The organism is Actinoplanes rectilineatus, assembly GCF_000962825.1.
GTDB lineage: Bacteria > Actinomycetota > Actinomycetes > Mycobacteriales > Micromonosporaceae > Actinoplanes > Actinoplanes rectilineatus.
The window spans coordinates 1-21,531 of sequence record NZ_JZKF01000068.1; the positions used below are offsets into that span (position 1 = coordinate 1).

A 21,531-nucleotide genomic window follows, 5' to 3' on the forward strand; every position below is an offset into this window, starting at 1 on the left:
CTTCGCGGGGGCGGTCTTCTTCGCGGGGGCGGTCTTCTTCGCGGGGGCGGTCTTCTTCACCGGCGGTGCGGCGGGCGGGTCGGGCTCCTTGGCCGGGGCCTTCTCCTGGCGCAGGGTGGCGATCGTGGCGGTGAGCTGCCCGATCTGTTCCCGCAGTTCGTCCAGGTCGGCCCGGGAGACCTCCGGCTCGACCGCTTCCGTGACCTCCTCGACCTTCGTGACCTCCTTGATCTCCTTGACCTCCTTGACTGGCGACACCGGTTCCGGCCCCGCGGTGGAGGCGATCAGGGCCAGCAACTCGTCGAGGTCGCCGGCCGGCGGCAGGTCGAAGAGATCCTGGAGGTACGGCAGGGGCGTCGCGGGATCGAGCGGCTCCCCGGCGACAGGTTCACAGCACACCCGTGCGGCCAGTTCGGTCGCTCGGGGCAGCACGGGTAGCCAGGCCGCATAGGCGCTGCCGCCGGGCCGGACCTGCTCCCGGCCCGCGGTGCAGATGTCGGTCACCTCGCAGCGGTCCACGGTCAGCACCGCGAGCAGCACCTCGGTGTCGCCGCAGCGGTCGGCCGGCGGATGCAGCGCCGAGCAGGCGCTCTCGGCGAGGAACGACCGCAGGGCGCCGTGCAGGGTCCGCAACGCCGCTGCGGTGGTCTCCAACTCGGTGGCGGCCGGGTGCAGCCGGTCACCGGTCGGCTCGGACGGCAACGGCACCGGCAGGGCCAGACCGGTCACCGTGTCGTCGATCGCGCAGGTGGTGCGGCCGGGCACGGTGTCGTACCGGGCCAGCAGCCAGTGCCGCAACCGGGCCAGATGCCGCTGCAGGACCAGACGCAGGGCGTACGAGAGCGGCGCGCCCTGGGCGAGCATCCGCAGTTCCAGCGGCGCCGGGTCCGCCCCCTCCTGTCGCAGGTGGTCCCGGACCTCGGTGAGGACCGCGGCCGCCAGGCTCCGGCGGTGCTCGTCGTCCCAGTTCGCGACGGTGTCGGTGCCGTCCAGCCGCCCGGTCGCGGTCGCCAGCACGCCCCGGGCGACGGCCGCCTCCTCCTGCGCCTCACCCGGGCGGTCGGAGACCTCGAAGTGGGCGACCGAGGCGGCCAGCGCACGGGTCGACTCGGTGAGCCGCTGGACCTCCCCCGGTGGGAGTTCCCGGCCGGTCTCCCGGAGCACGGCCTCCAGCGTCGACCGGCGGGCCCGGAGCAGGACCAGATCGGCGGGGTCGGACTCGCCCGCCCGGAACGGCACGGTGTCACCGGCGGCGAGCACCGTGTTGCGCAGTGGGCCGTGGTAGCGGGCCAGATGCGCGTCACCGGCCCGGACCTCGGCGCCTTCACCGGTGCCGTTCCCCAGCCGGGCGTCCAGCGCGGTGGCGGGACGGTACGCGTGATCGGACCGCTGCGGGTGGCGGACCGTGAACGTGCAGGACTCCCGGATCCGGGTCGGCGAGCTGCCCCCGGACGGCCCCTCGGCGGTGGGATACGCGGCGACCGGGTCGGACGGGACCTCGGTGTAGCGCAGGTACAGGCCGAACCGGCGGTCCTGGTCGTCGTCGCAGTCGTCGCAGTCCGCACCGGTCGCGTGCAGTCGCAGGTCCCGGACGAGTGCCGGCACGTCGACCCGTTCGGTGCAGCCCAGCACCAGGTCGTTGCCCTGGCAGTCGAGGGCGTACCCCGGGTGGACGGCGACCGTGCCGCCGCCACAGGGCTCGCAGGTCACCTCGAGACCGCGGACGACGCCGGGCCCGTACAGGAGACGGTTGCGCAACCGGTTCTTGCCGGTGACGTACCCGGTGAGCGCCTGCAGATCGTCCTCGGTCAGCAGCTGACCGGCGAAGAAGGTGGGCCGGCTGAACCCGCCGGACGCGCTGGTCGCCGCCCCGCCGCAGCCGCAGCGGGCCGGGGTCGTGGTGGTGGTCATCGCTCCTCCCGGACGAAGAACCAGCTCTCGAAGGTGTCGCCGCCGGCCCCGGTGCCGGACGTCCACGGGCCGACGCCGCCGGGCGGAACCGGACACGAGTCGGGCGTGTACCCCTCGCCGTCGATCAGCGGGACCCGCCCGCCGACGTGCGTGCCGTCGACCGGCCGGCAACAGCGGTCCAGCAGGAACCCGGCCCGGACGGTGATCATCACGCGGTCGTCGTCCTGCAGCACCTCACGGGTGGTCTGCCGGTACCGGAACCCGCGGGTGTACTCGGTCTCCGGCAGGTCCTGGAAGGCGCCACCCATGAACCAGCTGTCCGCGTTCCGCCCGGCACCGCCCTCGATCACCTGGATGTCGACCACACCGCGGCGCAGGCTGTCGGTCCGCACGTCGTCGGAGAACGCGACCCGCAGACCCCCGCTCTCCTTGTGCGTGCCGAGCAGCGCAGAGGCCTCCTCGATCGTGTACGTGTGACCGTGGATCCAGTTGATCCCCGTGATCACGGTCGGCACCCGCCGTCCGAACGGTCGCCGGATCGTCATGTCGATCCGGTGTCCCCGGACCGGCCGGAACCAGTCGATCTCGTCGATCCGGGCCAGCCACAGCACCGGGTGTTCGCAGTCGCGGTCGTCGTCGGCGCCGGGACACCGTTCGCAGCGCTGGTCGGGTTCCGGCCGTTCGCTGGTGACCACGACCCGGTGCCGTTCGTCGGTCCAGCCGAACTCGCAGTCGGAGGAGTCCGAGCAGCCCGAGGTGAAGACGGTCCGGGTCGGTTCGACGGCCTCCTCGTCGTACGCGACACCCACCCAGACCGTGGTCACCTCCCGGCCCTCGCGGGTGCGCTCGTCCGGGGGCAGCGCCTCCCACAGGTCGACGTCGCAGTCCCGGCGGACGACGATGTGTTCGCCACGGTCGTCGACGCCGAGGCCGGGCGTGATCCGGACCCGCGCACGACGCCGCCGGTCCTTCCCATCCGTCGTGTCGGCCGCGCTCTCATCCGTCTTGGCGGCGCTCTCGTCCGTCGTGTCGGCGGCGCTGTCGTGATGGTCGCCGACACCCTCGACGAGGAGACCGCAGACCACGCCGTAGCCGAGCAGGTACCGCACCGGCAGCGCGATCTTCTCGCGCAGGTACGCCTGTTCGCGTTGCAGGTCGCGGGCGCCGAGCAGCTGCCCGTGGAAGTACCGCAGCCGGCGCAGCGCGCGGACCGCGAACCCGGTTTCCGTCTCCGTCATGGCTCTCTTCCCTCGTTTCGACACGTCACGTCACCAGGCCACGCCGTCACCGACAGCTCCGCCGACCACCACACCGGTGCGCTGTCCCCGGCGGCTCGGCGCCAGCACCGTGCCGGCCAGGGGTTTCCCGATCACCGTGGGCGGTGGCACGGTGAAGGCGGTGTCGACGCCGACCACGGAGTGCAGGCCGACCACCCAGCCGGGGCCGGGCAGGGTGATGCCGGCCCGGGTGTGCGCGGGCGCCTGCGCGGTGACCAGCCGCCGCAGGGCCTCGGCGTCGACCCCCGCCGCGGAGGCGGGCAGCACGACCCGGAACCGGTAGGCGTCCGCGGTCAGCGGGTCCTGCACCGGATCGCCGTCGCTGCGCAGCGGTGCGGAGGACAGCGCGGAGGTGCCGACCCGGAACCGCGCGGCGGATCGCCCGAAGAGCCGGACCCCGCCCAGTGCCCCGTCACCCACGGACGGCCGCACCCCGGTGGGCTGAGGCACCCCGGCGGGCTGAGGCGTCCCGGCGGACAGCGATGTTCGGGCGGATAGCGACGTTCGGGCGGACAGCGGCACCTCGGTGAACGGTCCGCCGAGTCGGAGCCAGGACCGGCCGGCGGCCTGTTCGACAAGGTCGGGGCGGACTCCGAGGACGATCCGGACCGCCTCGCGGACCGCCCACGGCGTGCCGCGCCGCCGGTACAGCCGTGGTGCCGCGGCCAGCAACTCACGGCGCACGCCGGCACCCCACCCGGCTTCGAAGGCGAGGCCCAGCAGCCCGCCGAGCCACGGCAGCACGCGGTCCGGGACGCCGGCCGGATCGAGCAGGGCCGGGTAGCGTTCGATCACCCGGTCGACGCCGGCGACGGTGGTGTCGAACAGCGCCAGGAACCGTTGGGTGAAATCATCGGCGGCCGGATTCTCCCGATCCGAGAGGAAGGCCGGGGGCAGCAGTTCGGCGCTGGTGGTCCGCGGGAAGTCGAGGCGGATCCGGCGGACGACCGGGGTGACCGCGCCGTCGCCGGTGAGCCGCAACCGCAGGTGGAGGAACCGCCCGGGCGGCAACCGCACCAGGAGGTCGCGGGCACCGGGCGGGGCTGCCTGCCAGTCGGCGGGCGTTTCCGGCGCCACGCCGTCCTCGGTGACGGTGACCGCGACGCCGAGCCCGGCGGCGGGCGGCACGTCCGCGGAGAGGCTCACCCGGTGCCAGCGGCATCGCGGTAGCCCGCTGTCGATCGGCAGGGTGTGCAACTCACCGTCGGTGACCAGGGCGGGGGCCGGGCGCGGCGGTGCGGGGGCCGGGGCGCCGTCCCAGTCGAACGATCCGATCCGGTCAAGCTGGAACCCGCTGTCGTCGGTGGCGACGAGTCCGCTCGGCCGTAGGGCAGCCGCGACCTCCTCGATACCGGCCGCCACGAACGGCCCGGATCCGTCCCGTCCGGTCGAGCGCCACAGCGACAGACCCGAGTCGTCCCGGACGAGCAGCCACAACGTCCGCCCGGGACCGGTGCGCAGGCCCTCGATCCGCCCCGGAAGACCGGTTCGGATCACCCCTGCGGGCGCGCCACCGGGACGGTAGTGCCACACGTCGGTGCCGGTTCCGCGTACCACATGGGCGTCGCCGGACTCGGTGAGCGCGAGCAGAGCGCCGGGGTGCGGCAGGTGGGCCGCCAGCTGTTCTCCTTCACGCCACCACAGGTGTACGCCGCCGCGCCCCGCCAGCCCGATCCAGTGCCCGGCAGCGGCCACCGCCCTGCCCTCGCGCGCACCGGACGTCATGCTCGCCTCGGTCTCGGGCGCACTGGATTCCACGCCCATGGCGGTCTCGGGCGCACTGGATGCCACGCCCATCGCGGCCTCAGGCGCACCGGATGCCAGGCCCGCCAGCCAGACGGGTCGCCACGTCGTGTCTCCCGCGTCGAGGCGGAGCAGCCCGGATCCCGTGCGGAGGAACCAGCCGCCCGCGAACGCCAGCCGCCGGTCCGGGAACCACGGCAGGAGCTCCTGCCGGTCCAGTGCCGCATCGGTCGTGGCCAGGCGCAGGCCGGACGGTTCGGTGAACCCGGTCAGCCCGGTCGCATTCCGCGCGTCCCAGCCGACGTGCGGGTCGAGCAGCCGGAACAGCGATCCGCCCCTCATCGGACGACCTCCCCCGGCTCGGCGGGAGTGAGCACCGGACGGGACGGCCATGGCAGCGCCGACGGACGTAACGGCACGTCGGTGCAGCGTGCCGCGAGGAGACCGTCGACGGTCAACGTCAACCGGGGCACCGCGCGGATCCCCGGGACGGCCAGCAGGCGACGGACCAGCGCGGTGTACCGCAGCACGCCGCCGAACGGCCGGCCCGCACCGTCGGCGCCGCCGCGGACCGGATGGAGATGCTCGAACAGGAGGTCGGCGGCCTCGGCGAGCAGCACCGCACGGTCCCGGCCGGGGTCCAGGACCACGGTGGCGTCGACCGCGACCCGCTGGTAGCGCGGGGCGGCCGCGATCACGCGTACCCCGGCGGGAGCGACCCGGGCGGTGAGGAAGGCCTCGACCGCGCCCAGCGTCTGCCGGTCCGGGACCGGGGGCTCGCCGGTGTCCGGGACGAGTGGCACCACCAGCACGCCGACGACACCGGGTGCGGGCACACCGGGCCGGCGAGGATCGACGCCGGGCATCCCGTGGGCCCGGGCCACCAGTGCACCGGGCGTCTGCCGGGCGAGCAGGCCGTAGTCGTCCGGGGCGACCGCCCGGCCCGAGGCCCGGAGCAGCGCGGGGCCGTCCCGCAGCACGTCGGAGGCCGGTTCGGCGTCGGCGCCCCCGGCAGCCGGGAACGGATTGGTCACGCCGGTGACGAACGGCAACGAGGTGACCAGCGAACGGATCGCCCCGGCCGCCACCGCTCCGGCCGCGCCGCCACCCACCTGATAGGAATCGGCCACCACATTGCGGAAGCCCTGCGGCACCCGGGCACCGCGCACGCCGTCACCGAACGTGAGTACACCACTGGCGGAATCGACGGTGAACACCCGGTCGGCGGGTCCGCGGTCGGCGAGACTCGGCACCTCGGTCCAGCCGGTCCGCGACGCCTCGGCGGTGCCGAACACTCCGGCCGCGGTGTCGTCCCGCACGGTCAGGCGGACACTGCCGGTCACGATCGGCACCTGGCTGAGCCGTAGCCGGGTCCGGCCGCCGCCCGCGCCGCCGCCCGAGCTGCCGCCCGGGTCGCCGATGACCGGCTGGGGCACCTCACCGCGGACGGTCCGCACCGCGGTGGCCGTGACAGCGTTCAGCAGAACAGCCGTGACCTGCGGCGTCGCGACGGGGGTACCACCGGCGGGCATGACCCGCAGCCACCGCAACACCGGCAGCGGACGCGACCCGGGCGGCCGCCCCGGCTCCCACGTGCGGGGCAGCCGCAGCCGCACCACACCGGTGCTCCGCAGCCCGTCAGTACCGTCCCGCTCCACCTGTACCGGAACGATCCGGTCACCTGACAACAGATCCCACCGCAAGGCCGCATTGCCGCCCTCTCCGTCACGCGGCGCGAGCACGATGCCGAGAGAGATCGTGGGGTGCGCGGAAACAACGCCCCCGTCGAATCCCAGCCACAGCGCGGCACCCGGTCCGGGACGGTTCCCGAACGGGGCGAACGCGCCGGTCACCGGCTCGAGCCGCCCGGCGTCGGCGACCACCGTCGCGGCCAGCGTGGCGGAAGCGGCGTGCAGGTCGTCGCCGGTCTCGAAGAAGACCTGGTCCTGCTCCCCCGGCGCCGGTGGCGCGCTGACCCGCACACCCCGCGGCACCAGCACCGAGGCCCCGTCCGGGTGGCTTGCGGTGAACCGGACCAGCGTGGCCGCCGGGGTGGCCGCCCGCCCACCGATCCCGGCGAGCGCCAGCAACTCGGCGAGCATCTTCTCGGGAAACCGGTTGAGCCGGGCCCGGACCGGTTCGGCCATGGTCCCGAAGAGCCGCACCATCGCCACTCCGGCGTCAGCGGGGTCCGGGTTGGTCCAGTCCGGGGTGTATGCCGGAATCAGCGCACTGACCTCGGCCCGGATCGCCTCCTTGGTGGCCGCGACGAGCTCGGGCTGAACCCCGGCCGGCCCCGGACCGGAAACGATCCGCCCGGCCCGACCGGATCCGGAGAGATCGCGGCCGGCCTGATCGGGCTCGGCGGCCCGTTCCCACCACACCGGGTCACTCATCGCACGCCTCCGCCCGATCGGCTGTGCACTCACGCAGGACGATCAGTTCGCCGGGGCGTAGCGGGACGTCGTCGCATCGGATCCGCGGTGGTTCACCGTCCAGGCCGATGGCGACACCGGCGACCTCGGCGGCGTCCCCGGCCGCTTCCTGCGCGACCCGGAGCAGGCCGGACGGTCGCAACGGCTCGCCGAAGGGCCATCCGCTGCCGTCGTCACCCCCGCTGATCGGGTCGAGGTAGCGCAGCAGAGCGTCACGCAGCACCGCCTCGACAGCGTCGGGGGCGGCGGGCCGGGCGGTGAGCGCAACGTGCAGGGCGACCTCCCGATAGCGGGGCGGCCCCACGAACAACTCGGTGCCGATCAGCCGGGCATCACACAGCCGCAGCCGCACCGCCTCGAGAAGCCCCGGGTCAGGATGCGGGTCGACAACGGCACCAGTCGTTCCCCGGCTGTCGGCACCTGCGCCGGTCGTTCCGATGCCGGTAGTGACGGCTCGAGGAATCTCGGGCACCACCAGTACGGTGACCGCCCCGGGAACCGTGGTGCCCGGGTAGCCGGGATGTTCGCCTACGCCGACGTACGCCCTGGCCACCGCCACCCCCGGCGTGGTCACGGCCAGCTCGGCGAAGTCGGCGGCGGTGACGGCGCGGGCCGGGGTGGCCAGTTCGTCGGCGGCACGGATCCGGGCCTCGGCGATCGTCTCAGGGTCGGCGCCGCCCTCGGCCGGGACCGGATTGCTCGCCGTGACGCCCGCCGGCACCGGCTCAGAGACGGACCCGTCCAGCAGATCAGGAGCGAACCCCCACGATCCGGCAGCGAACGAGGACAGCGGTTCGGGGCCGGGTGTGGACGCGGGCGACGACGGTGGGGGCATCGGGAACCAGTTGCCGGTGCTGCCACCATTGCCGGCCGCGCCGCCGCCGCGCGTGTATGCGACGGTCAGTGCCGGTCCTGCGTCGGGGACCGGGATCGCGCCGGTCAGGCCGTCGCCGAACACGACCGCACCGTCCGCGCGGTCCAGGAGGAAGACCGGGTCGGCCGGTCCGGCGAAGGTCAGGTCCGGGACCGCGTGCCAGGTCGTGTCCCGGCCGTCGCGGCGCAGCGTGACGACCGCGTCCAGCAGCAGGTCACCGGCGTCGGGCAGGAGCAGACGCTGGCCGGGGAGCCGCAGCCAGTCCCCCACCTGGGCGGCGAACTCGTCGCCGGTGGCAACCCGGGCCTCCCGGTGGCGGGCGACCGCGGCGTTGGGGGCCAGCGCGAGCAGGATCGGCGGGGAGGCGAAGGAGGGGTGCTCCGCGCGTACCCGCAAGCCCCAACCATGCGTGGGCACGGACCGTGACCAATCAGCGGGTGTCGGCAGGCGCAGCACCCCTGAGCGGCGCAGACCGCCGGTGCCGTCCTCCACCGAGGTCACGGCCGGCAACTCCCGGACGGGCGTGCCGTCGGCGTCCGGCTCGAACCAGGTGAAGGTCAACGTCGCCGGGGGCGCCACGTCGTCGACCGCGTCCGGCGACCACTGCGGCGGCACCGGGCTGTCGAGCACCACCGACAACGACAGAACGTCCCCGGAGGGCGCCGACACGACAGACGGCGGCAGGAGGCCGTCCGGGGCTGCGGACGACGGCGACAGCACGATGCGGAGATCGTTGTCGGTCAGCAGGGGCACGCCGTGCCCGGCCGCGAGATCGTCGCTGCGTTCCCGGCCCCCGGACCACAGGCGCACCGGGCCGTCCACGGGCAGGATCGTCACGGCCCGGTCCAGCGTGAAGACCAGGTCACCGGCGAGATCCCGGGCGAACCCGGCCCCAGCCGGCACAGTGACCGGCGGCCCGGACAGCCGCAACACCGTGCCCGCACTGCGGGCCGGCCGCGGCGGGTCGAGACCGAGCAACCGCAACACCGCCACGACCAGCGCATCCGGCACCTGGTCGAGCCAGTAGAGTCGTTGCTCCAACAGGTACGCGAACAGCTCCAGCACCGTGATCCCCGGGTCGACCGGTGCGTGCAGCGTCCACCGCCCGCCCGACTCGGCGGGGATCTGCTGCCGGACCGCCTCCATCAGCGTGTCCCAGGTCAGGTCGTCGAGGGTCGGCCCGGCCATGTCAGGCCAGCCCCAGGTAGTAGGGGAAGACCAGGTTGCCCTTCGTGTTGGTGCGCCGGATCCGGTAGCGGACGGCGACGGTCACGGTGCTCTCCTCGCCGGGGACGGTTTCGACGTCGACGGCGTCGAGGTCGACGCGGGGTTCGAACCGGCGGATCGCGTCGCGGATCGAGTCCTCCAGATCGCGCAGGTTCTGCACGCTGTCCGGGGCGAAAACCAGGTCCGGGGCTCGGGTGCCGAGGTCGGGGCGCATCACCCGGTCACCGAGTCCGGTCTGCACCAGGGCGAGCAGGCAGCTGCGGATGCTCTCCTCGCCGTGGGCGTAGGAGAGTCGCCCGGCTTCGTCGGGGACGATCGGGAAGCGCCAGCCGCTGCCCAGGAATCCGGCGTCGGTCATCGGGTCCGCACCGTCCCGGAGACGACGGTGATCGGCACGGTCGGCGGGGTGGTGGGGCCGGTGCCGCTGCCGTGCACGTGGGCGGCGAACTGGGTGACCAGTCGGGTGCCGAGGACGACCGGCTCGGTGGCGCCGTCGCCGAGGGCGATCTGCGGCGCGTCGAGGGTGATGCTCTGCGACGACCGCAGGGTGATCGCGCCGTCGGCCTGGATGGCGACGGTGCCGCCGGGTGCCGCGGTGATCCGGAGCGCCTTGCCCTCGTCGTCGAGTTCGACCTTGTGGCCGGCTGCCGAGATGACCTGGACCGCGGCGTGGCCCTGCTGGTCGTCGAAGGTCAGCTGATGGCCGTGGCGGGTTCGGATCGTCTTGCGGTCGCGGCCCTCGCGGCGGTCCGTCGGCGGCTTGTCCTGCCCGTTGTAGAGCCCGCCGAGGACGATCGGGAACCGCATGTCGCCGTGGACGAAGGCGACCAGCACCTCGTCGCCCTTCTCCGGGACGAAGCAGGTGCCGTACCCGTTGCCGGCGTACAGCTGGGAGACCCGGCACCAGTCGGTGACGGTGCCGTCGTCGAACCAGGGGAAGCTGAGTTTCACCCGGCCCTCGTCGTCGCCCTCGACCTCCTCGACCAGGGCCGGGACCACGCCGTAGTAGCGCTGGTCGGTGCTGCGCGAACGGGCTGCGGCCGTGGTCATGCGGTTCCTCCGGCGTAGATGCGGCGGGCGGTGAAGTCGGTGAAGAAGCCTCCGGAGCCGAGTGAGTGCTCGACGCGCTTGACGTAGTAGGTGCCGGAGAACCGGCGGCCCAGCCCGTGGATCTCGACGTTGTCGCCGGGGCGCAGCTCGGGCAGCCCGGCCACCCGGCCGGTGCCGGTGACGAACTCGTACGCCCGTTCGCGCAGCAGGCTGACCGCCAGTTCGCGGGCCTCCTCCTCGCTGGTCACCGGCGCGTCGATCACCACGTCCTGGCGGCCCTCGAGTGCGCTGCCGGCCGCTTCGGGACCGCTCTGCCCGCCACCGGAGCCGTCCGCGGGGCGGGGCAGGTCGCCGGCCGAGGCGGTTCCCTTGATCGCCTGCTTGGTCCGCGGGTCCCAGCCGCGGACGGTCACCTTGCCGACCTGTTTGGCCAGGGTCAGCGTCGGCGTGAAGCTGAGCAGGTTGGGGAACAGCCCGGCCGGCTGGTCGGACGGCCCGCCGGCCAGCCCCGGCCCGTACGCGAGACGCCACACCGTGATCGGCGACCCGTCGCGTCCGTCGGTCGGCCGGATGAAGAAGAGCGTCTCCGCGCCGCTGTCCGGGTCGGGCAGCATGAAGCAGTCGAAGTCGATCCGTTTCGCCCGTTCCATCAGGAACGTCGCGTCGTCCTGGTTCTTCTGGATCACCTGGTCGTAGCGGGGCGCGGATGCGGTGGTGACGATCTGCAGCTTGTTGCGGGCGGCGATCTCGGCGGCGATCTCCGCGTCGGTCCGCCCGGTGTAGATCTTGGGTACGCCCTCAGCGGGTTTGCTGTCCTTGAGTTTCTGCATGCCGTCGACCCCGCTGACCGCGACCGTGGAGGCGGCACTGTCCGGGAACTGCGGGCTGATCGTGCTGATCGAGCCGGCCATCACGGTCCACAGCCGGTCCGCGTACCCGAGCTGGATCACCACCCGCTGGCCGACGGTGAACCGGGGCGAATCGCTGTGCTTGAAGGTGAGCGTCCGGTCGTCCCAGTTGTTCAGCGTCAGGTCGAAGCCGGACATGTCGTCGACGTCGCGGTGCACCTTCAGCTCGACGACGTCGTTCTTGGTGGCCGGATCCATCTCCAGGCCCTCGATGTCGACCCGGAACTCCGGGGCGTACCGGTCGGCGGGGGCCACCTGGGCGGTCATCGCAGCCTCGGCACGATCAGGATCCGGCCGGGGCGCAGCTCCCGCGGATCGGTGATGCCGTTGGCGCGGGCCAGCTCCCGCCAGGCGTCCGGCCGGCGGTAGAGCGCGGCGGCGATGCTGGTCAGGGTGTCGCCGGCCCGGACCTGGTAGCTCTTCTCCACGGTCGGCGAGGAGCGCGGCGGGTCCTGGGCCTGGGCGGCCGCCGACCGGTACTCCTTGAGGCCCAGGTCGAGTTTGGCCCGCAGCGGCACGCCGTCCGGCAGGAACAGCTGGTAGGTGATGTCGAGTTTGGCGACCACGCCGGTGAAGACCGAGCGACCCCAGACGAACCGGACGATCGGCGGGGCGTGTTCCCGGCTGTCCGGGGTCATCAGCGAGCGCAGCCGGTCGACGTACCGCTCGCGGACGTCCTCCAGGGTGTCCGACGTGTCGACGAGCGCTTCCAGGGACAGTTCCTCGGAGCCGCCACGGACGTACTGGATCGGGGGCGATTCCAGACCGGGGATACCGATTTCGGCGTACGTGTTGCTCTTGCTCAGTTTGTAGTCGGTGGGGTTGAACCTCAGCGGGATGCGGCGCAGGCGCTCGTCGGCGATCCGCGGGCGGACGATCTCCAGCCGGGCCAGGGCGGTGGACTGCCCGGCGGCGGCGATCGGGGTGGTCACCGGGCCTCCCGGTCGCCGATGGCACGCTCGCGGCGGCTGCGGTCGGTCTGCGCGCACTGCTGCTCGTAGGCCTGCGCCCAGGCGCGGATGTGCCGTTCGAACAGTTGCCGGAACACGGCCTGGTCGTCGCCGTCGACCTGGAACCGGACCTCCAGGTTGTGGATCGTCACCGATGCCATCAGTCCCCCACTCCCACGCGGCTGAGCCCCTCATGTGCGATCTCCAGCGACTCGACGGCGACCGCGCTCTGTTCGGCGTGCAGGTCGGGGCCGGTCCATTTGGCGGCGAGCCCGGCCCGGAACGTCCAGGCGACCGCGGGTACGCCGTCCGGGCCGAGCAGCACGACCGAGCCGTCGCGGCGGGCGCCGAGCGAGCCGGCCAGGCCGGCGGCATACCAGGACCAGAGCCCCGGGTCGCGGGCGACGCCGCGTTTCAGCACGATCCGGTTCCACGAGTGGCGGACCGGCAGCTGGTGGACCGAGTCGTTGCGGCCGCCTTCGGCGTACGCCAGCACGTCCAGGCTGGCCCCGAGGCCGGTGACCTCCTGGAACGCGCCCGCGGCGACCATCGGCAGCAGTTGCGCCTGGGCCGGCGGCAGGTAGGCGTCGCCGGGGTCGAGGGTCACGACGAACCGGAACTTCGCGAGCGGGTCCAGCGGCGCGGTCATTGTTCGAGCACCTCCAGCCCGCGGTCCTGACCCAGCACCAGCCGGATCGTGATGAACTCCATCGGGGTCGCCGGTGCCACCTGGACGTCGCAGACCACCAGGGCCGGGTCGGCTCCGGGCGGGTTGTTCTCGTCGTCGCAGCGCACCCGGAACGCCTCCTGCGGGCGGTCTCCGGCCAGTGCCCCGGACCGGTACGCCGCGAGCAGCACCGACGTCACCGCCCGGACCAGCGCGAGCCGCAGTTCGGGGCCGTTGACGTCGAAGGCGAGCGGCCCGGCGGCCCCGTTCATGGCCCGGACCAGCAGGTGGGTCAGGCGCCGGTGGGCGACGAATCCCCCGCCGAGCGTGCGCCCGCCCCACACCAGCAGTCCCCGTCCCGGGGCGCTGCGCAGCAGGTTGACGTCGGCGGTGAACAGCCGGCCCTGCTGTGCCTCGGGCAGGTGCGGGTCGAGGTCGACCGCGTCGAGCAGCACCGCGTTGGCCGGGGTGTGGTGGGTGCCCCGCTCGGCGTCGAGGCGGGCGATCAGCCCGGCCACGTGCCCGCTGGGCGGCACCGCCACAGTGCGGTCCCGGCCGGGCGCCGGGTCGGGCATCACCAGCCACGGGTGGTAGACGGCAGCGGACCGCAGGAGGTCGTCGCCGCGACCGGTCAGCCGCCGGGCCAGGGCGACCGCGGTGTCCGTGTCGCCGGCGGCGGCCGGCAGGTCGAGCAGGACCTGCCGGTCGTGGCGGGCGTCGGCCTCGGCGAGCAGGTCGAGCACGGTGTCCTCCCAGTCCTCCCCGGCCAGGTCGGCGCCGAGGTCGGGGAGCGCGACCAGCGCCGGTTCCGGCAGGTCGGCCTGGGTGCGGATCGCCGCGCGGTAGTCGTCGCGCGACGGTACGGCCGCGGTGCCGCCGGTGAGTACCAGGTCCCAGCTCGCGGTGAGCGGGCCGGACGGTTCCGGGGGCGCGGCGGGTGGTCCGAGCGGTTCGAGGCGGATCAGCCGGGACGCGGCCAGCCGTTCGGTGATCGCGGACGGCGGCAGCCCGGCGAAGGTCTCCGCGGGCTCGCCGGGGGTGCTGACCCGCACGGTCACCGTCGGCGGGCCGGCCACCGAGCTGGCCTGGAACCGGATCGCGACCCGGGTGCCGCCGGCCCAGCCGCCGGGGCTGGACGCGACGACGCGGTACCGCCCGTGGCCGAACCCGGCCCGCGGCAGGTCACCGATCGTCCACTCGGTCGCGGCCGGCGTGCCCGCACCGGACACCCGGATCACCCAGGCGACCCGGCCGCCGTTCTCGAAGTAGCCGTGCAGCGCCCGCGGCGTGGCCCGGTCACCGGCGGGCGGCCCGAACGCGCGCAGCACCTCGTCCCATCCGGTGACCCGGACCGGTGTTCCGGCCGGGCCGCGGACGGTACGCCCGAGGAAGACGGCCACATCGGTGCGCAGCGGGTCGTCCGGGGCGGGCGCGGCGACCGCGGTCACCGACAGGCCGGGAAGGGTGGCGGTCATGACGTCACGCGATGGTGAGGCTCTCGACGCTCAGCACGAGCATCTCCATGGCGATCTCGTTCTTGCCGGCGCTCAGTGTGGGACCGGTGTACTTGGTCGGCCAGGCCCGGTCGAAGTTCCAGCGCATGACCTCCTGCCGGTTCTCGTCGAGCATCACGATCGCCCCGGAGGTCCGCCGGACCTTGCCGTTGAGCGCCTCCACGATCCAGTTCCAGAACACCACCGACCCGGTGATCCCCCGCTTGAGCGTGATGTTGGTGAACTTCTTCAGCCCGGGGATCTTGCGGACCGTGATGTCCTCGGAGCCGGTCCGGTACTCGATCGGTGAGATCTCCAGTTCGAGGCCGGAGACCTCGTTGAAGGCGCCGCTCGCCGCGGTGCCGTCGTCGCTGACGTTGGTCACGATGACCTGGAAGTTGTAGGCGGCGTACGGATCGTCGCGGATGACCGGCGGCATGCCACTGCTCCTTAGGCTTGGATCTGCTGGGTGAGCTGCTGGATCCGGAAGACCACGAACTCGGCCGGGAACACCGGGGCGACGCCGACCACGCAGACCAGGCGGCCGTTGAGCAGGTCGTCCTCGGTCATCGTGGTGCGGTCGCAGGCCACGAAGAAGGCCTCCTCCGGGGTGGTCCCGGCCAGTGCCCCGGTGTTCCACACGCCGGTGAGGAAGTTGCCGACGGTCTGCCTGACCAGCGCCCAGAGCGACTCGTTGTTGGGTTCGAAGACCACCCACTGGGTGCCCTCCTCGATCGACTCCTCCAGGAAGAGGAAGAGCCGCCGGACGTTGACGTAGCGCCAGGCCGGATCGGAGGAGAGGGTCCGCGCGCCCCAGACGCGGTAGCCCTGGTTGGGGAAGAACCGCAGCACGTTGATGTTGCGGGGATTCAGCAGGTCCTGCTCGCGCTTGGTGACGTCGCGGACCAGGCCGCCACGGGCCCGGATGCCGCGGATCACCGCGTTGGCCGGTGCCTTGTGCACCCCGCGTTCGGCGTCGGTCCGGGCGTAGATGCCGGCGATGTGCCCGGAGGGCGCGACGTGCACGTCCTGGCCGCTCGACGGGTGCCGGGTGATCAGCCACGGGTGGTAGAGCGCGGCGAAGCTGGTGTCGAACGGCTCGCGGAACGCCTGGATGCCGGCGACGTCCAGGTCGTCGCGCGGGTCCAGGATCGCGAACCGGTCCTTCATGAACTCGCAGTGGCTGATCAGCTCGGACTGCACGGTGCCGGCCCACATGCCGGGTACGGCGCAGAGGGCGATCTCGTCGACCGTCTCCAGCGCCCCGATCCCGTTGGGGCCGGTGAAGTCGTCGACCCGGAGCTGTTCGAACCCGTCGTCGCCGTCGGCCAGTGGTAACGCCCGGCCGCCCAGCGCCGCCAGGAACGTGGCCGCGTCGGTCTGCCCGGTGAGCCCGGTGCCGGCCCGGACCAGCGCGGACCGGGCCGCGACCGTCTCGGCGAGACCGGACGGCCCGTCCTGGAAACGCAGGCGGTCGACCGTCTCGGTGACGCCGTCCGCGGTCTGCACCACCACCTCGGCCTCGACCAGCTGGATCGTCTCGGTCTCGAAGAACTCCCGCGGCACGTCCGGGTCGAGGACGACCTGCGTGCCGGAGAGCGCCGCGACCCGGTGCAGCGACAGGGCGGTGCCGGAGTCGAGCTGCACGACCGCACCGGGGTAGAGGCGGCCCGCACCGCCGACGTGCAGCGGTGGTCCGCTCTCTCCGCCGCCGGCCTCGTGCGGCGGGTTGGACCGGCGGATCCGGCGGACCGCGGTGTCCGCCTCGTAGGCCGGGTGTTCGGCGCCGGACGCGAAGGTCAGGGTGACGGTCTCGTCGCCGTCGGCGGCGGGCTCGACGGTCACCTGGTGCCGGTCGGCACCGATCTGCACCCACACCTCGCCGGCGTCGAGGCCGGGCGCCGCGGTGACCAGGACCGTCGCGGAGTTCTCGTCGGCGGCCTCGGCCACCCGGGTCAGGAAGATCGCGCCCTCGCTGCCGGCCGGCAGCAGCGGCAGGATCGCGGCGGTCACCGGACGGGACCGGACCACGGTCCCGTTGCCCCAGCCGCCGGGGCTGATCGCGGTGAAGGTCACCCGGTCGGCCGGGCCGGGTGTGGCGCCGCCGTCGAGCCGCACGTGGTCGCCGCGGGCGGCCCGGACCTCAGCGGGCAGCGGGGCGGCCAGGGTCAGTTCGGTGCCGCGGGCGGAGTAGGCCACCACGGTGCTCGTGCCGATCTCCGTGCCGTTGTCGCCACGAACCACGGTGACCTGCGGGTTCGCCCCGACGAAACCGATCAGGTGGCGGACGGCGAGCACGTTCTCCCCGGCCGGCGCGTCACGGGTGATCTCGGTGACCGTGCCCGGTTCGGGTGTCGTCCGGGCCGCGGTGGCGGTCCCGCTGACCACCCGTTTGACGTAGATCTGGCTGCCGCCGTTGTCGAAGAACCCCTTCACCGACAGGGCGAAGGTCCACCAGCGGCCGCCCTCACCCTCGTCGCGTTCCCACCGGTCGAGGACCGGGGCGGGCGGGTCGGGCAGGAAACCGCCGAACCGGGTCTGGAAGTCGAGGAAGTTGGTGACCAGCTCCGGCTTGCCGGTGGACGGCCCGCGGGCGGTCACCCCGACCATGCCCGCGATCCTGGTGCCGACGCCGGCGATGGGCCGGGGGCCGGCGACCGTCTCCTCGATGTAGACCCCGGGGCTGAGGTACTCGGGCATCCCTGGCTCCTACTCTCCACTGATCTCGATGACGTGCACGCGGTCCCGTTCGTCGGGCAGGCGCACGGTGAGCCGCCCGGTCCGTCCCGGACGTTCGGCGGCGGTGAGCTGGAACAGCTCGGCCGCGGGCGTGGTGGTGGCCGACTCGCCGGCCCAGCGCAGCGCGAGCCGAAAGGCACCGGACTCGCCGGTCAGCGTCCGTTCCCGCCAGGGCAGGCCCTCCGGGTCGGTCCTCCCCTCGGCGGTGACCAGGACGCCGGCGAGCGGTTCGCCGGAGCCGGCCCGGCGGACCAGGCCGGCGATCACCCGGGTGCCGGGCGTGTAGGGGTAGGCGACCCCGGGCAGCAACCGGACCACCTCGGGCTCGGCGGTCACCTCCGGCGGGGTGACATCGTCGAACGGGTACGCCAGGAACTCCCGCCCGATCACGTCGGCGGCGAACCGGTCCAGATGGTCGTCCGGGGTGTACAGCACCCGGTAGCCGGGCGCCTCCAGCCGCACCCGGTGCAGCACCGGCTCGGCGTTCGCCGGCTCCCGGCGCCGGCCCAGCCCCGGATAGGCGACCACCCCCGACGGGGTCCGCACCGCCCGGGCCGGGTCCGGTGTCCAGTCCCGGCCGTCCCACCGGTCCAGCCGGACGACCAGCGGCCCGCTGTCGTAGGCCCGGCCCCGGTGGTCGTCGACGAGCACGAACCACGCCGGGCTGACCAGCAGGCGCTGCTCGCCGGGAAGCGGCCGCCACACCGGGGCGGTCACCGGGGCACCCGCTCGAAGCCGGCCGGCACGATCGTGCGGCTGGTGACCGGGACGACCGGGGTGGTCGTCGCCGAGTCCAGGTTGACCACCCGGACCTCGTAGTTCAGCGACAACCGGTACGGCTTCTGAATCGCATACCACACCCAGGCCTTCTGATCGAGGGTGAGCGGGGTGAGCATGAAGTGCAGCGCGTCGGTGGTCGCGGCCAGGCTGCCGGACAGCTGGGAGCCGCTGAGGATCGCGTTGTCGTAGAACGTCTCCAGCGCCTTGCCGAGCATCCGGTGCTGGGTGACCGGGTCACCGCCCCACGCGGTGATCAGGTAGCGCAGGATCAGGGCCATCGGCGGTTTGCGGACGGTCGGCGCGCCCTGTGACGGGTCGGAGCGGACCGGTGGCCGGTTGCGCGACGACGGGTCCTCGGCGATCTCGTAGAGGAAGACGGTCAGCCGGGGCCGGTCCGGCGGGATCGTCTCGGAGAGGTCGTTGAGCTCGGCCACCGCGCCGGCGGGCTGGAGGTCGACGAGAGCACGGTTGAGCGCGCTCTCGATGATCTCCGAGACGTCGCCGATGACGCTGTAGTCCCCCACCGAAACCTCCCCGGACGGCTGCCGAACGCAGACGACCGTAGGCTCGCGGCGGTCCCGGCCGCGCCGATGAAACCCCTAGTCCCGCCCGTCCGTGGCACCCTGGGGACCCGCCTCGGCCCGGCCCATCAGCCGGGCCAGTTCCACTCGGGACCGCAGGCCGAGCTTGCGGTACACCCCGCGCAGGTGGAACTCGATGGTCTTCGGGCTGATGAAGAGCGCCGCGGCCACCTCCCGGTTGGTGGCGCCCCGTGCGACCTGCTCGGCCACCCTCCGCTCCTGCTCGGTGAGCACCGCAGTAGGACTCGGCACCGCGGCGGCCGACGGCGGGACCGAAGGCAGGGCCGGGAGCGGGGGCGAGCCGGGGAGCGCGGCCGGACCAGGGAACAGAGCCCGCGCCCGCCGCGTCCAGGGTTCGGCCCCCAGCCCCGCGAAGACCTCCGCCGCCACCTCGGCATGTCCCTGGGCCTCGGCGAATCGCCCCTGGTCACGCAGCCATTCGGCGAAGCAGAGCGCCGTCCGTGCCCGCTCGAACGGCTCGTCGGGCGTCCCCCGCAACGCACTCCGGAAGATCGGCTCGGCCCGGTCCCCGGCGAGCAGGGCGGACCCTCGGGCCAGCACCGGCGGCAGCACGGAGGATCCCGAGGCGTGCCGCCCCACCTCCAGCAACAGCCGCGCCGCCCGGTCCGGGCGCCCCAGGCGTACCGCGGCCTCGGCGAAGTCGGCCGCCCACGGCGCCCCACCATGATCGGCCGGGAGACCCGCCTCGACCTTCGCCGCCAGCCCCTCCAGCCGCAGGTAGGCGGTCTCGTAATCACCCGCGCCCAACTCCAGCAACCCCTCTACCGCGGCCATCGCCGGTTCCAGGCCCGCACACCGCCCCGGCCGGATCAGCTCGCGGGCACGTTCCAGCAGGCCGGTGCACTCCGGCCGCCGCCCGCCCGCCGCCGCCAGCCGGGCCAGGCAGATCAGGGCACCGGCCAGGTCCGCGTTCTGTTCGGTTCGCTCCGCGAACTCGGCCGCCTGACCCGCGGCGCCACGGGCGTTCTCCCAGTCGCCGGTGCGCACGCTGACCTGGGCGCGTTCCACCAGTAACGCCGGCAGCAGGGCGGTCGCGCCCCGGCGGCGGGACTGGGCGATGGCCTCCTCGAGCAGGCGTCCCGCGGTGTCGAACTGCCCCAACCGGGCGAGCAGCGCGGGGTACGCCACCCGCACCGTGCACCGCCAGCCGGTGGGCAGCCGGTCGTCGAGCAGCAGCGGTTCCATCTCGTCCCGGCAGCCGTCCAGCAGCGCCCGTGCCGCGGTCAGGTCACCGCACCGGGCCAGCACCGACGCGTGTCCCGCGATCAGTACGGCGGGCAGCGGCGCCGGGGTCCGCAGGGCCAGCACCCGGGCCCGGTGCACCGCGGCCAGGGCGGCCCGCGGGTCGTCCGCCAGGCAGCCTGCCTCGGCCGCGGCGAGCAGCAGTGCCGCCGCGCCGGCCGGGTCGGTCGCGTACACCCGGGCGGCTTCCCGGGCCAGCAGGCGGCGGGCCTGCGCCGGTCGTCCGCGCCGGCACTCGGCCTGCCCGAGCACCACCTGGGCCTGGGCCCGGACGTGCAGGTCGCCGGTGAGCCGGTCGGCCCGGTCGAGAAGTCCGAGGGAGCGGCCGGAGGCCCCGGCCAGCTGCCACAGCTCGGCGGCGGCCACGCAGCGCCGGGCCTGGGTGCCGCCGGTGCCGCTCAGGTCGGCGGCGCGTTCCATCAGGCGGGCCGCCTCGCCGGCGCCGAGCGGGTCCCGGCCGGCGGCGCTCAGCTCCAGTTCGTCACCGGCCGCCTCGTCCGGGGCCAGGCTGGCCGCGCTCAGGTGCCAGGGCCGCAGTGCGGCCGGGGCCACCTCGGCCAGGGCCCGGTGCACCGCGCGGCGCTGGGCGACCGGGGCGGTCTGGTACGCCACCGCACGCACCAGTGGATGCCGGAACGTCACCCCGTCGCCGGCCGCGGCCACGAACTCCTCGCTCGCCGCGTCGGTGAGCGCCTCCGGGGGCACGCCGAGGATCCGCAGCGCGGCCAGCACCTGCGACAGGCCGCACTGCCCGGCCGCCGCGGCGACCAGCAGTGCCAGCCGCCGGTCGGCGGTCAGGCCGGCCAGCCGGGGCGCGAAGGCCCGGATCACCTGCGGGCCGGCCGGCAGCGGGTCGGGCAGCGGTTCCAGTCCGGCGAGCTGGTCGGCGGTGAGCACCTCGCCGGCCTCCAGCAGCGCCAGTGGGGTGCCGCCGGTGGCCGCGACCAGCCGGGCGGCGACCGCCGGGGCGATCCGGCGGCTCCCGGCGGCGCGCAGCAGTTCCAGGCCGGCGGCCGGGTCGAGCGGGGTCAGCGGGTGGGCCGGCAGGGATCCGTCGTCCGGGGTGGTCGCGCTGCTCAGCAGCATGCCGACGCCGTCGCCGGCCCGGCGGGCGGCGAACAGCATCGCCTCCCGCGAGGTGGGGTCGAGCAGGTCCAGGTCGTCGACGATGACCAGGACCGGTTGCCCGGCGCCGGCCGCGGTCAGCAGGCTCAGCGTGCCGGCGCCGACGGCGAGCGGGTCGACGCCGGCGGCCGGGGAGAGCGCGAGGCCGGCCGCGAGCGCCCCGGCCTGCCGGGCCGGGATCCCGGGGAGCAGGTCGAGGGTGGGTTGGAGCAGCTCGTGCAGGCCGGAGAAGGGCATCGAGGCCTCGGCGCGGACGCCCCGGGCGGAGAGGACCCGCACCCCGGTGGCCTCGTGCCGGGCGTAGCGCAGCAGGGCGGTCTTCCCTATGCCGGGACCACCGGTCATGAGAAGACTCGCACTCGATCTTGCACCCAGGAGCGCAATGATCCTTTGAATCCGCGCGCATTCGGCCTCCCGGCCGTACAATGCGGATCCCCCCGATCGCATGTCAGCGACAGTAGGGCAATCTATTGCCTATCCTCAATGCCAGACTTGTCTACCGTCGCGA

General features: G+C 73.9%; 16 protein-coding genes and 1 pseudogene. All 17 read right to left on the reverse strand.

Annotated features, from left to right (window positions below; genetic code table 11):
• A pseudogene (locus tag WH85_RS34535) lies at window positions 1-1,911 on the reverse strand (hypothetical protein); the annotation flags it as partial.
• Window positions 1,908-3,149: a hypothetical protein gene (locus WH85_RS34540; RefSeq protein WP_045746304.1), complete on the reverse strand. Its 1,242-nt coding sequence runs from the start codon at window positions 3,147-3,149 to the stop codon at window positions 1,908-1,910. The gene WH85_RS34540 and the pseudogene WH85_RS34535, both read right to left, overlap by 4 nt.
• A gap of 30 nt (window positions 3,150-3,179) precedes the next feature.
• On the reverse strand, window positions 3,180-5,273 hold the full coding sequence (locus WH85_RS34545; RefSeq protein WP_052721011.1) for a phage tail protein: 2,094 nt from the start codon (window positions 5,271-5,273) through the stop codon (window positions 3,180-3,182).
• Entirely contained in the window at window positions 5,270-7,327 is a 2,058-nt protein-coding gene (locus WH85_RS34550; RefSeq protein WP_045746305.1) for a putative baseplate assembly protein, read from the reverse strand. The genes WH85_RS34545 and WH85_RS34550 overlap by 4 nt, the downstream gene beginning before the upstream one ends.
• On the reverse strand, window positions 7,320-9,428 hold the full coding sequence (locus tag WH85_RS34555) for a baseplate J/gp47 family protein (RefSeq protein WP_045746306.1): 2,109 nt from the start codon (window positions 9,426-9,428) through the stop codon (window positions 7,320-7,322). Before WH85_RS34555 ends, WH85_RS34550 begins: the two co-directional genes overlap by 8 nt.
• 1 nt (window position 9,429) lies before the next feature.
• Window positions 9,430-9,825, reverse strand: coding sequence for a GPW/gp25 family protein (locus tag WH85_RS34560; protein WP_045746307.1), 396 nt, complete (start codon window positions 9,823-9,825; stop codon window positions 9,430-9,432).
• On the reverse strand, window positions 9,822-10,517 hold the full coding sequence (locus WH85_RS34565) for a phage baseplate assembly protein V (protein WP_045746308.1): 696 nt from the start codon (window positions 10,515-10,517) through the stop codon (window positions 9,822-9,824). The genes WH85_RS34560 and WH85_RS34565 overlap by 4 nt, the downstream gene beginning before the upstream one ends.
• Entirely contained in the window at window positions 10,514-11,692 is a 1,179-nt protein-coding gene (locus WH85_RS34570; RefSeq protein ID WP_045746309.1) for a phage late control D family protein, read from the reverse strand. The genes WH85_RS34565 and WH85_RS34570 overlap by 4 nt, the downstream gene beginning before the upstream one ends.
• Window positions 11,689-12,357: a CIS tube protein gene (locus WH85_RS34575; protein ID WP_045746310.1), complete on the reverse strand. Its 669-nt coding sequence runs from the start codon at window positions 12,355-12,357 to the stop codon at window positions 11,689-11,691. Before WH85_RS34575 ends, WH85_RS34570 begins: the two co-directional genes overlap by 4 nt.
• Complete coding sequence (locus WH85_RS34580; RefSeq protein WP_045746311.1) at window positions 12,354-12,536, reverse strand: putative phage tail protein; 183 nt, start codon at window positions 12,534-12,536, stop codon at window positions 12,354-12,356. Before WH85_RS34580 ends, WH85_RS34575 begins: the two co-directional genes overlap by 4 nt.
• Window positions 12,536-13,024, reverse strand: a complete 489-nt coding sequence (locus WH85_RS34585) for a phage tail protein (protein WP_045746312.1) — start codon at window positions 13,022-13,024, stop codon at window positions 12,536-12,538. Before WH85_RS34585 ends, WH85_RS34580 begins: the two co-directional genes overlap by 1 nt.
• Window positions 13,021-14,517: a phage tail sheath subtilisin-like domain-containing protein gene (locus tag WH85_RS34590; RefSeq protein ID WP_045746313.1), complete on the reverse strand. Its 1,497-nt coding sequence runs from the start codon at window positions 14,515-14,517 to the stop codon at window positions 13,021-13,023. The genes WH85_RS34585 and WH85_RS34590 overlap by 4 nt, the downstream gene beginning before the upstream one ends.
• A gap of 4 nt (window positions 14,518-14,521) precedes the next feature.
• Window positions 14,522-14,974, reverse strand: coding sequence for a phage tail protein (locus WH85_RS34595; RefSeq protein ID WP_045746314.1), 453 nt, complete (start codon window positions 14,972-14,974; stop codon window positions 14,522-14,524).
• Window positions 14,975-14,985: 11 nt separating this feature from the next.
• On the reverse strand, window positions 14,986-17,235 hold the full coding sequence (locus WH85_RS34600; RefSeq protein WP_045746315.1) for a phage tail sheath family protein: 2,250 nt from the start codon (window positions 17,233-17,235) through the stop codon (window positions 14,986-14,988).
• Between the two features lie 9 nt (window positions 17,236-17,244).
• The gene (locus WH85_RS34605) at window positions 17,245-17,991 is read right to left on the reverse strand and encodes a hypothetical protein (RefSeq protein WP_211275538.1); all 747 of its coding nucleotides are present in this window, start codon (window positions 17,989-17,991) and stop codon (window positions 17,245-17,247) included.
• Complete coding sequence (locus WH85_RS34610) at window positions 17,988-18,578, reverse strand: Pvc16 family protein (protein WP_045746316.1); 591 nt, start codon at window positions 18,576-18,578, stop codon at window positions 17,988-17,990. The genes WH85_RS34605 and WH85_RS34610 overlap by 4 nt, the downstream gene beginning before the upstream one ends.
• Before the next feature lie 75 nt (window positions 18,579-18,653).
• Window positions 18,654-21,470, reverse strand: a complete 2,817-nt coding sequence (locus WH85_RS53865) for a LuxR C-terminal-related transcriptional regulator (protein WP_083449473.1) — start codon at window positions 21,468-21,470, stop codon at window positions 18,654-18,656.
• Window positions 21,471-21,531: the final 61 nt, after the last annotated feature.